The organism is Massilia sp. BGA-UO-ETr-WB1, from assembly GCF_059567845.1.
In genome coordinates, this window is sequence record NZ_JCAQOT010000023.1 from 767569 (window position 1) to 783723 (window position 16155).

9 protein-coding genes are annotated in these 16155 nt (G+C 68.0%); 6 read left to right on the top strand and 3 right to left on the bottom strand.

Going from position 1 to position 16155, the window contains the following annotated elements; genetic code table 11:
• Positions 1–81 precede the first annotated feature (81 nt).
• From AC56DV_RS11860 to eno, 6 genes are all read left to right on the top strand, one after another.
• Entirely contained in the window at positions 82–594 is a 513-nt protein-coding gene (locus tag AC56DV_RS11860; RefSeq protein ID WP_496314477.1) for a (2Fe-2S)-binding protein, read from the top strand.
• Positions 582–1631 (top strand): FAD binding domain-containing protein, encoded by a 1050-nt coding sequence (locus tag AC56DV_RS11865; protein ID WP_496314478.1) that lies wholly within the window; start codon positions 582–584, stop codon positions 1629–1631. Before AC56DV_RS11860 ends, AC56DV_RS11865 begins: the two co-directional genes overlap by 13 nt.
• Complete coding sequence (locus AC56DV_RS11870; protein ID WP_496314479.1) at positions 1624–3921, top strand: xanthine dehydrogenase family protein molybdopterin-binding subunit; 2298 nt, start codon at positions 1624–1626, stop codon at positions 3919–3921. Before AC56DV_RS11865 ends, AC56DV_RS11870 begins: the two co-directional genes overlap by 8 nt.
• A gap of 233 nt (positions 3922–4154) precedes the next feature.
• Positions 4155–7022 (top strand): phosphoenolpyruvate carboxylase, encoded by a 2868-nt coding sequence (gene ppc / locus AC56DV_RS11875; protein ID WP_496314480.1) that lies wholly within the window; start codon positions 4155–4157, stop codon positions 7020–7022.
• Between the two features lie 44 nt (positions 7023–7066).
• A complete protein-coding gene (gene pyk, locus AC56DV_RS11880) occupies positions 7067–8545 on the top strand; it encodes a pyruvate kinase (protein WP_496314481.1) in 1479 nt (492 codons plus the stop codon).
• A gap of 15 nt (positions 8546–8560) precedes the next feature.
• Positions 8561–9844, top strand: a complete 1284-nt coding sequence (gene eno, locus AC56DV_RS11885; RefSeq protein ID WP_496314482.1) for a phosphopyruvate hydratase — start codon at positions 8561–8563, stop codon at positions 9842–9844.
• Positions 9845–9860: 16 nt separating this feature from the next.
• On the opposite strand, the gene AC56DV_RS11890 is transcribed toward eno, so the two are convergent.
• From AC56DV_RS11890 to AC56DV_RS11900, 3 genes are all read right to left on the bottom strand, one after another.
• Positions 9861–12002, bottom strand: a complete 2142-nt coding sequence (locus AC56DV_RS11890; RefSeq protein ID WP_496314483.1) for a hypothetical protein — start codon at positions 12000–12002, stop codon at positions 9861–9863.
• A gap of 97 nt (positions 12003–12099) precedes the next feature.
• Complete coding sequence (locus AC56DV_RS11895; protein WP_496314484.1) at positions 12100–13890, bottom strand: sensor histidine kinase; 1791 nt, start codon at positions 13888–13890, stop codon at positions 12100–12102.
• A 66-nt stretch (positions 13891–13956) separates the two neighbouring features.
• Positions 13957–16155, bottom strand: a complete 2199-nt coding sequence (locus AC56DV_RS11900) for a TonB-dependent receptor plug domain-containing protein (RefSeq protein WP_496314485.1) — start codon at positions 16153–16155, stop codon at positions 13957–13959.

The window sequence follows — 16155 nt, forward strand, 5'->3', positions numbered from 1 at the left end:
ATGTGCGCAATGTGAGTTAGCGCACGGCTGGCATCCGGAATGCCGGGCTATGGTTCAGGCTCACCGCCCCTGGAGGTCGCCATGCAATGTCCCGAACGTTACCCTGTTGAGCTGCACGTGAATGGCAGCCCGCACCGCATTGAAGTGGAAGCCTGGGTCACGCTGCTTGACCTGCTGCGCGAGCGCCTGCGGCTGACCGGCACCAAGAAGGGCTGCGACCACGGCCAGTGCGGCGCCTGCACGGTGCTGGTGGACGGCCGGCGCATCAACTCCTGCCTCACGCTGGCGGTGATGCAGAACGGCCGCAGCGTCACCACCATCGAAGGCCTGGCGCAAGGCGGGGAACTGCACCCGCTGCAGCAAGCCTTCATCCGGCACGACGCCTTCCAGTGCGGCTACTGCACCCCCGGCCAGATCTGCTCGGCCGCCGGCCTGATCGCCGAGGGCCAGGCCAGAACGGTGGCCGACGTGCGGGAACTCATGAGCGGCAATATCTGCCGCTGCGGCGCCTACCCGCAAATCGCCGAGGCGGTGCGCCAGGTGGCGCGCATTGCGCCGGACCCGCAGGAAGAGGCCCCGCCATGCAGCCGCTGACCTTTACCCAGCCGCAGGACGTGGCGGCCGCATTGGCCAGCCTGTCCACGGCCGGGCCGGGCGACACCAGCTATATCGCCGGCGGCACCAACCTGATCGACCTGATGAAGGAAAGGGTGATGAACCCGTCGCGCCTGGTCGACGTCAACGCGCTGCCGCTGGCGGCCATCGAAGCGGCGCCCGGCGGTGGCCTGCTGCTGGGCGCCCTGGCGCGCAACGCCGACACCGCCTACCACCCGCTGGTGCAGGAAGGCTACCCGCTGCTGTCGGCTGCCATCCTGGCCGGCGCCTCGCCGCAGATCCGCAACATGGCCAGCAACGGCGGCAACCTGCTGCAGCGCACCCGCTGTATTTATTTCTACGACGTGGCCGTGCCGTGCAACAAGCGCGCGCCCGGCAGCGGCTGCTCCGCCATCGGCGGCATCACCAAGCAGCACGCCATCCTCGGCGCCAGCGAGCATTGCATCGCCACCCACCCGTCGGACATGTGCGTGGCGCTGGCCGCGCTGGAGGCCGTGGTGCACGTGCAGTCCGTCGCGGGCAGCCGCGGGATCGCCTTCGCCGATTTCCACCGTCTGCCGGGCGCGCAACCGCACCTGGACAATACGCTGGCGCAGGGCGAGCTGATTACCCACATCGCGCTGCCGGCCGCGCCGCGCTTCGCGCCGCACAGCGCCTATCTGAAGCTGCGCGAGCGCAGTTCGTACGCGTTTGCGCTGGTGTCGGTCGCGGCGGCGCTGGACATCGGCTTCGGCGGCGCCATACGCGGCGCCCGCATCGCGCTGGGCGGCGTGGCGCACAAGCCCTGGCGCATGCCGGAAGCGGAAGCGGCGCTGGAGGGCGCCAAGCCCGGCGCCGAAGCCTTCGGCCGCGCGGCCGGCATCCTGCTGGCCGGGGCCATCGGCCAGGGCGGCAACAACTTCAAGATACCGATGGCGCGCAACGCCATCGTGCGTGCGCTGGAGATGGCGGCTGCCGGCACGCCGCCGCCGTCCCCGCCTGCGCCATTCAACCCCACGGAGCGCCGCGATGACTGACCTGATCCCCGAGCTGAAGTCCCCGGTCGCCGACGCCGGCAGCGGCTGCGTGCGCACCGGCATGGCGGTGCCGCGCATCGACGGCCGCGCCAAGGTCACCGGCGCGGCGCAGTACGCCGCCGAACACGACGCGCCGGACCTGGCGCACGGCGTGGTGGTCAACAGCACCATTGCCAGCGGCCGCATCGCCAGCCTGGACACGCGCGCGGCCCTGGCCGCCCCCGGCGTGATCGACGTCATCACCTATCTGAACCGCCCCCGCTTGCGCTCCTTCGACCTGTTCTACAAGGACATGACGGCGCCCGCCGGTTCGCCGTTCCGCCCGCTGTACGACGACCGCATCCACTCCTGCGGCCAGCCGGTGGCGCTGGTGGTGGCGGAAACCTTCGAGGAGGCGCGCTACGCGGCGGGCCTGCTGGACATCGTGTACGAACAGAAGGAGCACCAGACCGACCTGCGCTCGCACCTGGAGCGCGCTAGGGAGCCCAGCCACATGAAGGCCGGCTACACGCCGCCGCCGGACGAGAAGGGCCACGCGCTGCAGGCCTGGGAGGCGGCGCCGGTGCGCATCGACAGCAGTTTCCACAGCGGCGTGGAGCACCACAACCCGATGGAGCTGTTTTCCTCCACCGTGATCCGGGCGCAGGACGGCCACCTCACCATCCACGACAAGACGCAAAGCTCGCAGAACAGCCGCTGGTACGTGTCGCACGTGTTCGGCCTGGCCAAGGACAAGGTCACCGTGCGCAACGCCTACGTGGGCGGCGCCTTCGGCTCCGGCCTGCGCCCGCAATACCAGCTGCCGCTGGCCGTGATGGCGGCGCTGCAACTGAAGCGTTCGGTGCGCGTCACGCTCACGCGCCAGCAGATGTTCACCTTCGGCCACCGCCCGGAAACGCTGCAGCGGGTGCGCCTGGCGGCGCGGCCGGACGGCACGCTGCTGTCCATCCTGCACGAAGCGGTGGCGGAAACGTCGCGCAGCGAGGACTACGTGGAAGCGGTGGTCAACTGGTCGGGCCAGCTGTACGCCTGCGACAACATCAAGCTGGCCTACAAGCTGGTGGAGCTGGACCAGTTCACGCCCATGGACATGCGCGCGCCGGGCGCCGCGCACGGCATCCATGCGCTGGAAATCGCCATGGACGAGCTGTCCTATGCGCTGAACATGGACCCGCTGGCGCTGCGCCTGAAGAATTACGCAGAGGTCAACCCCACCGACGGCAAGCCGTATTCCACCAAGCAGCTGCGCGAGTGCTACCGGCAGGGCGCGCAGCTGTTCGGTTGGGCGCGCCGCCCGCCGGCGCCGCGCGCCATGCGCGTGGGCCGCGAACTGGTGGGCTGGGGCATGGCCACCGGCATGTGGGACGCCATGCAGATGTTCGCCCGCGCCAGCGCCGTGCTGCACGCGGACGGCCGCCTGGTGGTGAGCAGCGCCGCCACCGACATCGGCACCGGCACCTACACCGCCATGGCCATGATCGCGGCCGAGGCGCTCGGCCTGCCGCTGGAACGGGTGGTGTTCCAGCTGGGCGACTCCACCTTGCCGGCGGCGCCTATCGAGGGCGGCTCCTCGCACGTCGCCACGGTCGGCTCGGCGGTGGCGGGCGCTTGCGAAAAACTGCGGAAAAGCCTGCTCAAGCTGGCGCACCGGCTGCCGGACTCGCCATTCGCCGGCAAGCGCATGGCGGACGTGGAATTCGCCGAGGGCGCCTTGCGCCTGTGCGCGCGGCCGGAGGTGTCGGTCGGGCTGGCGGCGCTGCTGGCCGGCGCCGGCATGCTGCGCATGGAGGAAAAGTACCTGATGCTGCCGAAAATGCTCAAGCAGCGCAAATACACGCGCGCCGTGCATTCGGCCGTGTTCTGCGAGGTGCGGGTGGACGAGGAGCTGGGCACCGTGCGCGTGACGCGGGTGGTGAGCGCGGTGGCGGCCGGGCGCATCATCAACGCCCGCACGGCGGCCAGCCAGGTTTCCGGCGGCGTGGTGTGGGGCATCAGCCAGGCGCTGCACGAAGAGAGCAGCATGGACCACCGTTACGGCCGTTTCATGAACCACAACTTCGCCGAGTACCACGTGCCGGTGAACGCCGACATCCACGACATCCAGGTGCTGTTTGCCGACGAGGACGACCGCATCGTCAGCCGCATCGGTGCCAAGGGCGTGGGCGAGATCGGCATAGTCGGCGTGGCGGCCGCCGTCGGCAACGCCATCTACCACGCCACCGGCCGCCGCCTGCGCACCACGCCCATGACGCCGGACAAGGTGCTGCTGGGCGAAACGCCGCCCGCCTGAGCCCGGCGCCGCCCTCGGCACGCCGGCCGGCGCCTGCTCCGGGGTGTGGCGCCATTCCAAATACATATACAAATCGGCAAAGAATTCAGTTGCCGACCCTGGGTTTTTTGCCACATAATGTAGTAAATTTACGATATAGCAGGTATCTGGCACGGTGTATTGTGTCTACGTGCCAGTTTTGCTGTAATTCTGATTCTAAACTGAAAAATTACTACATACTGATGAGGCGGGAGATGGACGGTTCAAATTCGGTGGAGTTCAAGGACGAGTTACTGGGGCGCGACATCCGCCAATTGGGCCGCATGCTGGGCGACACGATCCGCGCGCAGCACGGCGACGAGGCATTCAACCGCATTGAGAACGTGCGCCAGCTGGCGATCCGCTTCCGGCGCGAGCAGGACGCGGGCGCCCAGGCGCAGCTGGAAGACGCGCTGCACGCGCTGTCGCCGGATGAAACCAGCCAGCTGATACGCGCTTTCGGCTACTTCTCGCTGCTGTCCAACATCGCGGAAGACCAGCACCACAGCCGCCGCAGCCGGGCGCACTTGCTGGCCGGTTCCGCGCCGCGCCTGGGCAGCCTGGCCAAGGCGGTGCAGAACGTGGTGAGTGCCGGCCGCACGGAAGCCTTCGGCGACTTCTTCGCCGAGGCCCACATCAGCCCCGTGTTCACCGCGCACCCGACCGAGGTGCAGCGCAAGAGTACCCTGAACTGCCAGATGGCCATCGCCCGCGAGCTCGATGAGCGCGACCGCGTGCAGATGACGCCCGAGGAGCAGGAACAGAACGACGAAGCGCTGGCGCGCGGCATCCACACGCTGTGGCAAACCCGCTTGCTGCGCACGGCCAAGCTGTCGGTGCTGGACGAGGTGGAGAACGGCCTGTCCTTCTTCGACCGCACCATCCTGAGCGGCCTGCCGCAGCTGTACAGCACCCTGCAGGACATGCTGGCCAAGCTGGACGCGCGCTGGGCCGGCGAGGAACTGCCGACCTTCATGAAGGTCGGCAGCTGGATCGGCGGCGACCGCGACGGCAATCCCTTCGTCACCGCCAGCGTGCTGCGCGCCACCCTGGCGCGCCAGGCCGACGTGGCGCTGGAACACTACCTGGCCGAGCTGCACAAGCTGGCCTCGCAGCTGTCCCTGGCGCAGACCATGGCCGGCTGCTCCGAGCAGCTGCGCCAGCTGGCGGACGCCTCGCCGGACCACTCGCCGCACCGGGTGGACGAGCCGTACCGCCGCGCCATCTACGGCATCCATAACCGCCTGGCAGCCAACCGCGCGCTGCTGACCAGCGCCGCTGCGGCCGGCCGCGCCGACGCCGGTGCCGCTGCTAACGCCGCCGCGAGCGCGCGTGCGGGCGTTGCCACCATCTGGCCGGCCGCCGCTGCGGCGGGCTTCGCGCCGGCTGCTCCCGGCGCGGGCGCCCAGCCTTACGCGTCGGCGCAGGAACTGCTGGCGGACCTGGAAACGGTGCATGAATCGCTGGTGGCGCACGGCTCGGCCGTGCTGGCCCGTGGCCGCCTGCGCCAGCTGCGCCGCGCAGTGAAGGTGTTCGGCTTCTCGCTGGCGCCGATCGACCTGCGCCAGAATTCGGACGTGCACCAGCGCGTGGTGGCCGAGATCCTGGCCAGCGCCCGTCCCGGCGTGGACTACGCCGCGATGTCCGAATCCGAGCGCTGCAAGCTGCTGCTGGAAGAGCTGCACACCCCGCGCCTGCTGATCTCCCCGTACACCACCTATTCCGAAGAGACCACCGGCGAGCTGGCCATCTTCCGCGCGGTGGGCGACGCGCACCGCGCCTACGGCGCCGAGTCCATCACCAACTACATCATCTCCAAGGCCGACAGCGTGTCCGACCTGCTGGAAGTGGCGCTGCTGCTGAAGGAACACGGCCTGCTGCGCGCCGGCTCCGTCACCGAAGAATCGTCGATGGCGGTCAACATCATTCCGCTGTTCGAGACCATCGGCGACCTGCAGGCCGGCCCGGACATCATGGACCGCGCCTTCCGCCTGCCGCTGTACATGGACCTGCTGCGCTCGCGCGGCAGCCTGCACGAAGTCATGCTGGGCTACTCGGACTCCAACAAGGACGGCGGCTTCCTCACCTCCGGCTGGGAACTGTACAAGGCCGAAATCGAGCTCGTGGAAGTATTCAAGCGCCACGGCGTGAAGATGCGCCTGTTCCACGGCCGCGGCGGTTCCGTCGGCCGTGGCGGCGGCCCAAGCTACGAAGCTATCCTGGCGCAGCCGCAAGGCGCGGTGCAGGGCCGCATCCGCCTCACCGAGCAGGGCGAAGTCATCACCGCCAAGTACGCCAACCCGGAAGTGGGCCGCCGCAACCTGGAAGTGATGGTGGCCGCCACCATGGAAGCGACCATGCTGCCGCCGCGCGGCATCGAGCCGGACGCCGCCCAGCTGGCCGCGATGCAGGCGCTGTCGGACGAAGCGATGCGCAGCTACCGCTCTCTGGTGTACGAGACCGAGGGCTTCGAAACCTATTTCTGGGAGTCGACCGTGATCTCCGAGATCGCCGCGCTGAACATCGGCAGCCGTCCCGCGTCGCGCAAGAAGTCCACCTCCATCGAAGACCTGCGCGCCATTCCGTGGGTGCTGAGCTGGGCCCAGTGCCGCGTGATGCTGCCGGGCTGGTTCGGCTTCGGCTCCGCCGTGCAGCAGTTCCTGGCCCGGAACAAGGACGGGCTGGCGCTGCTGCAGCAGATGTACCGCGACTGGCCGTTCTTCAACACGCTGCTGTCCAATATGGACATGGTGCTGGCCAAGAGCGACATCGCCATCGCCAGCCGCTACGCCACGCTGGTGAGCGACGCCACGCTGCGCGACACCATCTTCGGCCGCATCCGCGCCGAGCACGAGCGCACCATCGCCGCGCTGAAGGAGATCACCGGCCAGGCCGAGCTGCAGGACGCCAACCCGCTGCTGCAACGCTCGATCCGCAACCGTTTCCCTTACATCGACCCGCTGAACCACTTGCAGGTTGAACTGCTGCGCCGCTTCCGCGAAGGCGATTCGGACGCCGCCACGCGCGAGGGCATCCATTTATCGATCAACGGCATCGCCGCCGGCCTGCGCAACAGCGGTTGAGCATCGTCCCAGCCCTGCAGACCCCACATAACGAAGGAGACAAAGTGCCTCAGAACCCAGCCAGCATCACTCGTCGCGCCACCAAGATCGTATCGACCATCGGTCCGGCCTCGAACGACATCGAAACCCTGATCCGCATGTTCAAGGCCGGCGTCGACGTCGTGCGCCTGAATTTCTCGCACGGCAAGGCGCAGGACCACGTCGAGCGCGCCCGCATGGTGCGCGAAGCCGCCGCGCATTGCGGCCGCGAAGTGGCCATCATGGCCGACCTTCAGGGTCCGAAAATCCGCGTGGGTAAATTCGAGGAAGGCAAAATCCAGCTGGAGAACGGCGCGCGTTTCATCCTGGACGCGAAGTGGGGCGAGAACGGCGAGCTGGGCAACCTGGAGCGCGTGGGCCTGGACTACAAGGACCTGCCGCGCGACCTGCGCCCGGCCGACGTGCTGCTGCTGAACGACGGCCTGATCGTGCTGGTGGTGGACCGCATCTCCGGCAGCGAAATCTTCACCACCGTGAAAATCGGCGGCGAGCTGTCCAACAACAAGGGCATCAACCGCCAGGGTGGCGGCCTGACCGCGCCGGCGCTGACGGCCAAGGACATGGAAGACATCAAGACCGCCATGAGCTTCCAGGCGGACTATATCGCCGTGTCCTTCCCGAAGAACGCCACCGACATGGTGATGGCGCGCCAGCTGGCCAATATCGCCGGCGAGCCTTACCAGCACAAGCCGTTCATGATCGCCAAGATCGAGCGCGCCGAAGCGATTCCGGCGCTGCAGGAGATCCTGGACGCCTCCGACGGCATCATGGTGGCCCGTGGCGACCTGGCCGTGGAAGTGGGCAACGCGGCCGTGCCGGCGCTGCAAAAGCGCATGATCAAGATGGCGCGCGCCTCCAACAAGCTGGCCATCACCGCCACCCAGATGATGGAGTCGATGATCGTCAACGCCGTGCCGACCCGCGCCGAAGTGTCGGACGTGGCCAACGCGGTGCTGGACGGCACCGACGCGGTGATGACCTCCGCCGAAACCGCTTCCGGCAAGTACCCGGTGGAGACGGTGGAAGCCATGGCGGCGATCTGCCTGGACGCGGAGAAGTGGAACCCGTCCAATCCGGACGTGGACCTGATCAACACCACCTTCAGCCGCATCGACCAGTCCATCGCCTACGGCGCGCTGTTCACCGCGCACCACCTGCGCGTGAAGGCCATCGCGGCGCTGACCGAGTCCGGCTCCACCTGCTTGTGGATGAGCCGTAACAACATCGACATTCCGATTATCGCGCTGACGCCGAGCGTGGCCACGCAGCGCAAGCTGGCGCTGTACCGCAACGTGCAGGCGCTGGAGCTGAAGCAGACGCGCGACCGCGAAGTGGTGCTGCGCTCGGTGGAGGAACTGCTGGTGGCGCGCGGCATCGCCGAACGCGGCGACACCGTGGTGCTGACCTGGGGCGAGCCTATGGGGCTGGTGGGCGGCACCAATGCATTGAAGATCATGAAGCTTGGCGCACCTGCGCATAACTAAGACCGGAGACTGTGAATGACTGCTATTGTTGACGTTATTGCTCGCGAAATCATCGATTCGCGCGGCAATCCCACCGTTGAATGCGACGTGCTGCTGGAGTCCGGCGTGATGGGCCGCGCCGCCGTGCCGTCGGGCGCCTCGACCGGTTCGCGCGAAGCGATCGAACTGCGCGACGGCGATCCGAAGCGCTACTTCGGCAAGGGCGTGCTGCAAGCCTGCCAGAACATCAACACCGAGATCGCGGAAGCCATCGTCGGCCTGGACGCCAACGAGCAGGCGTTCATCGACCGTACGCTGATCGACCTGGACGGCACCGAGAACAAGTCGCGCCTGGGCGCCAACGCCACCCTGGCCGTGTCCATGGCCGTGGCCAAGGCCGCCGCCGAGGAAGCCGGCCTGCCGCTGTACCGCTATTTCGGCGGCTCGGGCGGCATGGAAATGCCGGTGCCGATGATGAATGTGATTAACGGCGGCGCGCACGCCGACAACAACCTGGACATCCAGGAATTCATGATCATCCCGGTGGGCGCCCCGTCGTTCAAGGAAGCCATCCGCTACGGTGCCGAAGTGTTCCACACGCTGAAGAAGATCCTGCACAAGCAGGGCCTGACCACGGCGGTGGGCGACGAGGGCGGTTTCGCGCCGTCGGTGGCGTCGCACGAAGAGGCGATCAAGCTGATTATCCAGGCCATCGAAGAAGCGGGCTACAAGCCGGGCGAGCAGATCGCGCTGGGCCTGGACTGCGCCGCCAGCGAATTCCACAAGAACGGCAAGTATGAACTGGAAGGCGAGGGCCTGAGCCTGACCGCCGCCGAGTTCACCAATCTGCTGGCCTCGTGGTGCGACAAGTATCCTATCGTGTCGATCGAGGACGCGATGGCCGAGGGCGACTGGGACGGCTGGGCCACCCTGACCGAAGTGCTGGGCAAGCGCGTGCAGCTGGTGGGCGACGACCTGTTCGTCACCAACACCAAGATCCTGAAAGAAGGCATCCAGAAGGGCATCGCCAACTCGATCCTGATCAAGATCAACCAGATCGGCACCCTGACCGAGACCTTCGCCGCTATCGAAATGGCCAAGCGCGCCGGCTACACCGCCGTGATCTCGCACCGCTCGGGCGAAACCGAGGACTCGACCATCGCCGACATCGCCGTGGGCACCAACGCGCTGCAGATCAAGACCGGTTCCATGTCCCGTTCGGACCGCATGGCCAAGTACAACCAGCTGCTGCGCATCGAGGAAGACCTGGGCGACACGGCCACCTATCCGGGCCGCGCGGCGTTCTACAACCTGCGTTAATCTGCACTAGGCTGCGCTACCCTGGCGGCGCAATGTAGCGCCGCATCAGCTGCCACTGCTCGCGGAAGGCCAGGTAGGCCTTCTGCGACGCATCCGGGTGTTCGCCGCCCAGTTTCTTCTCCATGATCCGCCTGCTGCCCGCATTCAGGAACCAGCTCATTGGAGGCTCCTTCTCGCCTGTTATTTTGGGATAGCGCAGTTCGACCACGCGCCGCGCCGTGCAACCGCCCAGGATGCGGATGGCCTCCGCCTCGGCCGCGTGGGCGCGTGCATTCCGGCTTTGGTACAGAGCCAGCGGCGGTATCGTCAGCTCCGCCAGCGGCGGTGTTTTCGCGGCTGCGGGGCAGGCGCTGGCGCCCGCGCTTTCCTTGGCCTGCACGGCGGCGTCGGTCGCATCGTGCTTGCAGATGTTCTCCTGTTCGCCCTTGCACAGCCACTCATGCTCCCACGCCGGGTCGTTCTCGATGACGATCACCACCACGCGGTCTTCAGGCCGCAGCAGTCCCGGTTCGGCCTGCAGCCGGTTGAGGATGGCGTTGATGGTGGCCACGCCTGAATTCTCGAAGTAGCCGCCGTCCACCAGGTAGTCCCATTCGGCCTTCGGGCTGCGCGTGTACACCAGCCCTCCCGGGCTGATATAGGGAAAGCGCGCGCTGTTGTGGACCGCGCCGGCCAGCGTGAGGCGGCTGGTGTCGAGCCGCTTGTCGAGCAGGTCGTAGGCTTCGGGCGGCAGGAAGTCCAGGTTCGACTGCACCACGCGCTTGCCGTCGCTGACCGAGGCCGCGTTGAGTATCAGATGGGGCAGCGCGTCCTGGCCCTGCTTCAGCGCGGGCAGCTTGCGCCTGAACCAGTCCGCCGCCGGGTCGTCCGGCATCAGGCGGCGCCAGTCCTCGGCCCAGCTTTCCTCCAGCCCGCGCGAACGGTCGCAGCCGGTGCACGGCAGCGGCGAAAAGCGCGCCAATGCGTCCGGATAGAGCATGTAGCCGATGACGGGGGCCAGGAAGTCCTGGCCCAGGAAATCGAGCATGGTGCGCGGCAGCGGGGCGGGCTGCCGGCCGGGCTGGCTGGCCAGGGCGCCGGCGAACGCGGCCAACCCCAGGCTGCCGCCGGACACGCCGCTCATGGCGTAGATGTTGGGTGCGAAGCTGCGCCCGTTGGCGCGCGCGAAGTTCTCCAGTTCCCACAGCACCGCGCCGGTCCAGTAGGCCGCGCGCGAAGCGCCGCCGGCGGACGCCACCAGGTAGACCGGCTGGCCGGGGCGCTCCGTGTCGTGCCTGCTTTTCCACGCGCGGAAATCGGCGATCAGCTTGTCCGGCGGGCTGCGGTCGGCGCCGGGTGCGGACGCGGCCGACTGCGCCACCAGGTGGTTTTCATTGCTGAAGGAGGCGGCCAGGGCCAGCACGAAGGGCAGCAGCGTGAGCGCCGGCCAGCCCCGGCTCTTGGGAAAGTACATCAGCGCGATGCTGCCGAACAGCGTCCAGCCGCCCAGTGCGGCCAGCAGCAGGGCCGGAGAGCCGGCCGCGCGCGCGGCGTCGGCCTTGCCCACCAGGATGGACACCATCAGCAGCCAGGACACCGCCACCATGGCCGCCATCATGACCACCGCCAGCGGGCCGAGTTTGTCGAAGCGCGGATAGGCCCAGCCGGGGCGGTGCTCCCAGCCCGACACGCCGAACAGCTTCTTGCGCACCACGACGAACACCAGGAACAGGCCGGACAGTATCGCCATCGGCAGCCAGTACAGGCGCGAACGCTGGCCGGGGTTCAGGCTCGCCTCCTGGCCCAGCGCGAAGTACAGCGTCATCGGCACGCAGCTCATCAGGCCCAGCACGCGCGGCAGCCAGCACACCAGCGCCGCCGCGAAGCGCGGGCTGACGCAGTGGCCGATGTCGTCCAACGGAAAACGCTTGCCCAGCATGATGCGCGCGCAATACCAGGCCGCGAAAGCCCAATAGGCCAACGCCAGCAGGAAGTACCAGTAGGGCGCGTCGTACCAGAACACGGGGCTGTTGAAACTCTGCACCGCCTCCAGCGTTTCGCGCGCCTGGGGCAGCTTGAGCAGGACGAAATTTCCCAACCCTACCGTGAGCAGGGGGAAGAAACACAGGGACAAGGCGCGGCGCGCAAACGCCGTGCGGGTGACTCGCTTTGCAGGCATGCCGGCCTCCGCGGGAGCGTAAGGGGAGAAGTGCCGCCTACCTTACCGCAGATCGGCGCGGCGGCATGCGCGATTTGTCAAACCGTGGCGCACGGGCTCAGCGCGCGGCGGGTGCGGCAGCCTGCACGTCATGCAGTGGCAGGCGGATGGTGAAGCGGCTGCCCTTGCCCGGACCGTCGCTGTAGGCCGCCACGCTGCCGCCGTGCAGTTCCACGATCTTGCGCACCAGCGCCAGGCCCAGCCCCAGGCCGCCATCGGCCCGGTCCGGCCGGCGCACGCCCTGCGAGAACAGGTCGAAGATGCGCGGCAGCAGGCCGGCTTCGATGCCGCTGCCGTTGTCGCTCACGGTCAGCAGCAGGTCGCCGCCGTCGCGCACGGCCTTGACCCGGATCTCCGAGCGGGGCGGCGAATACTTGATGGCGTTGGCCAGCAGGTTGGCCAGCACCTGCACCAGGCGGATCGCGTCGCCGTTCACCCACAGCTCGCCGGCCATGGGCGCCACCGTCAGGGTATGGTGCTGGCCGGCCGCCATGCTGCCGGTCTGCTCGACCGCGCTGGCGATCACCGGCTGGATGCTGAGCGGCTTGCGGTCCAGCGAAATCAGCCCGCGCGTGACGCGCGACACGTCCAGCAGGTCGTTCACCAGGCGGTTCATATGGCTGCTCTGGCGCGCGATCACGTCGCTGGCCTGGCGCAGCTGCTGCTCGCTCAGGCCCGGCATGGCCAGCATGTGGGCCGCCACGCTGATGGGGGCCATCGGGTTGCGCAGCTCATGGCCCAGCATGGCCAGGAATTCGTCCTTGGCGCGGTTTTGCGCGTCCGCCACCTCGCGCGCGTGCTGTGCCTGCACCAGCAGCCGTTCGCGCTCGGCGGCCGCCTCGGCCAGCAGGTGGGCGGCCTGGTAGATGCTCTCGCCCAGTTCGTCCACCTCGGCGATGCCGGACGGCGTGGGCCGCTTGGGCGGCGCCGAGCCGATGGCGCCGGCCGCCGCGCTGGTCTGCGCGATGGCCTTGGCGATGCGCGCGCTGATGGCCCAGGCGGTGGCCACCGCCAGCAGCAGCGCCATCAGCAGGCCCAGGCCGGACAGCAGCGCAATGCGGCGCGCGTTGCCGTCGATGCGGTCCTCGCCGGCGGTGATCACCACCCACCAGTTGGACATGCGGGACGAGGCCAGCACGGCGTAGCCGTCTTCCGGCATGGGCACCAGGCCGTTTTGCCCGGCGCGCATGGCGGCGGCGATGGCCGGCGGCGCCGGCGCGCCGATGTCGGCCGCCGGCCGGTTGGACTGGATCAACCGGGACTTGCTGTCGTAGATGCGGTAGGTGGTGCCTTCGTCGTCCGGCGGCGGCAGCGCCTTGCCCATCAGGGCCGCCTCGAAGGCATAGCTCATCACGTAGTGGCGGTCTTCAGCCAGCGCGAACGGATACTCCAGCGCCACCATGGGCTTGCCCGTGACGGGGCCGGTCATCAGGTCCGTCACCGACACCTTGGCGGTGCCCAGCAGCTTGCCGATGCGTTCGCGCTCGGCGCGCGTGTCGGGCAGCAGCGCGCCTTCCGGCAGCGCCGTGTTGACGCGCTGCTGGCCGTTGGCGTCGTACAGCACCAGGTTGGCGTCGCGGCCGTCCATCAGCGAGTGGGCCTTGGCGGCAAAGGCTTCCATCTGCTCGGCTTCCAGCTTGCCCGAGGTGCTCAGCGCGCGCATCAGGCCGGCCGCCTCGTTCCATTGCGCGTCCACCGCCACCGAGGTGGCGCGCGCCGCTTCCTGCAGGCTGCGCACGCCCGCGTCCCGCTCGGCATCGACCAGGCGCGCCAGCGGTGCGGCGAAGAACACCACCACGGGCACCAGGGCAACCGTGATGGTCAGGGCGAGCAGGGAACGAACTTTCATTGCAGTCAGATCTTGAGTGATAGTTATCTTAACTGCAACATTATATATGACGTGGACGGGGCGTCCTTAGAATTTCATCTCCAGGTTGGCCTGGAAGCGCGCCGAACCGGGCGTGCGGCTCCAGGTCCGGCTGCCGCCGTTGCTGTCGAGGTATTGCGAGTCGCTGATGTTGTCCTCGCCCAGCGCGTTGCCGACGGCCAGCCGCAGCTGGTAGCCGGGGCGGATCTTGTACAGCAAGTACGCTTCCAGCTCGCGCCGCGCCTGCAGGCGGCTGCTTTGCTGCTCGGAGACGCGCACCGGGCCGCCCTGGCGGTAGGACAGGCTGGCGCCGGCGCTGTATTTGTCTTCGCGGTAGTCCGTGCCCAGCACCACGCTCAGCGGAATCTGCTGGTCCAGCCGGTTGTCCGGGCCGGGCACGGAATCGACCCGCGACCAGTTGCGGTTGACGCTGGCGCGGAAGTCGAAAGCCGGACCGTCCTGCATGACGGCCTTGAGCGGGAACTTCAGTTCCACGTCCAGCGAGCGCACGGTGGCGCTGCCGTCGTTGAGCGGCTGGACCAGCCAGTAGCCGCGCCCGTCCTGCGTCAGCTTGCTGCGGATGTAGTCCGAGATCCTGCGCTGCGAGGTGCCGACCGAGAACACGGCGCCGGGCGCGAAGAAGTGTTCATAGGTCAGGTCCACGCCGGTGGCCAGTTCCGGCTTCAGGTCCGGGTTGCCGCTGTAGTCCGGGTTGAAGCGCGTGTTCAGGTCGGACTCGTAGCGGCGCGCGCTCAGCTGGCCGGTGTTGGGCGCCTTGAAGGTGCGCGTGAGGGCCAGGCGCAGCTGGCGGCCGCTCTTGTCGGGGAATTTGTACAGGGTCTGGGCCACGGGACTGAGCACGCTGTTGCGCGACTGCGTGGCCCGCAGGCCGGTGCCGGAACTGTCGGTCTCGATGGTCTCCCAGCGCGCGCCGAAGTACACCGACCAGTCTTTGCTGACGTTCCACTCGTCCTGCGCGTAGACGGCGGCCTTGGTCACCACCGGATTGAATTCTTCGGCGATGCGGTCCGGCGCCAGGCCGATAATGCCCTCCACGCGGCGGTTGCTGTCCTCCGAGCCCTGGCGGCTGACCTCCCAGCCGGTGGACAGCGCGTGGCCGTCGAACACGCTGCGGGTGAATTTGCCGGTGCTGCCGGAGTGCGTGAACTGCGACGAGGTGGTGTTCTCGCGCAGCAGCACCGTGTTGCGGTCCGCCGTGTAGGACATGGAGCGGTTGTCGCCGTCCGAGCTGGCGCGCCCCATGTTGATCTTGGCATCGAGCTTGCCGCCTGCGATCTTGGTGACCCAGTTGACGTCGACATTGCCGTAGGTGGAGCGGTTGCGGCCCTGGGCCTGGCGGTCCACGTAGTCCGGCTGCGGGAAGCTGCCGATGCGGTTGGCGGTCAGCGTGCCGGAGCGGTAGTCGAAGCGCTGCGACTGGATATAGGAGCTCAGGTTGAGCTGGTCGTCGTTCTCCAGCTTCCAGTTCAGGCGCGGCGCCAGGCCGATCGAGGCGGAGTCGTTGTCCTGGCGGGTGGCCTTGTCGCGCAACTGCAGCACCTGGCCGGAGGGCGCGGAGAACTGCTCGGTGCTGTCATTGGGGTTCTTGCCGAGGGAGCGCGAGGCAGTGCCGTTCAGGAACCAGGACAGCCTGCCGTCGCGGTCGGCCAGCGTGCCGTTGACGAACACGTTGCGCTGCTGTTCGGAGCGGGCGGTGTTGATGCGCAGGTCGCGCTGCGGTTTGGACACCACTTTTTTCAGGATGATGTTGATGCTGCCGGCGATGGCCTGCATGGAATGCTCGGCCGTGGCGGCGCGCACCACTTCAATGCGCTCGATCTGGTCCGGCGCCAGGGTGTCCATGGTGAAGCCCGGAGGCGGGCGCTCGCCGTTCACCATGATCTGCGTGTAGCCGTTGCCCAGGCCGCGCATGCGGATCGCGTTGCCGATCACCGTCACGCCCGGGGCGCGTTTCAGCACGTCGAACACATTGGTGTCGCCGTATTTGATGATCTCCTCGTGGCTCATCACGGTCTTGCTGGCGGTGTCGTCGCGGCGCGCGTCGTAGGCGTCGGCGCTGCCTTTCACCTCGACCTTGGTGATGGCGGGTTCGGGCGCGGCGGCTTTGACGGGTTCCTTGGGGGATTCCTTCAGGACCGGTTTGGCCGCAGGCTGCTGGGCCAGGCTGGCGGTGGCCGTTCCGAGCAGGGCGGCCGCCAGGGCGATCGGGGTAAGGCGCAGGTTCAT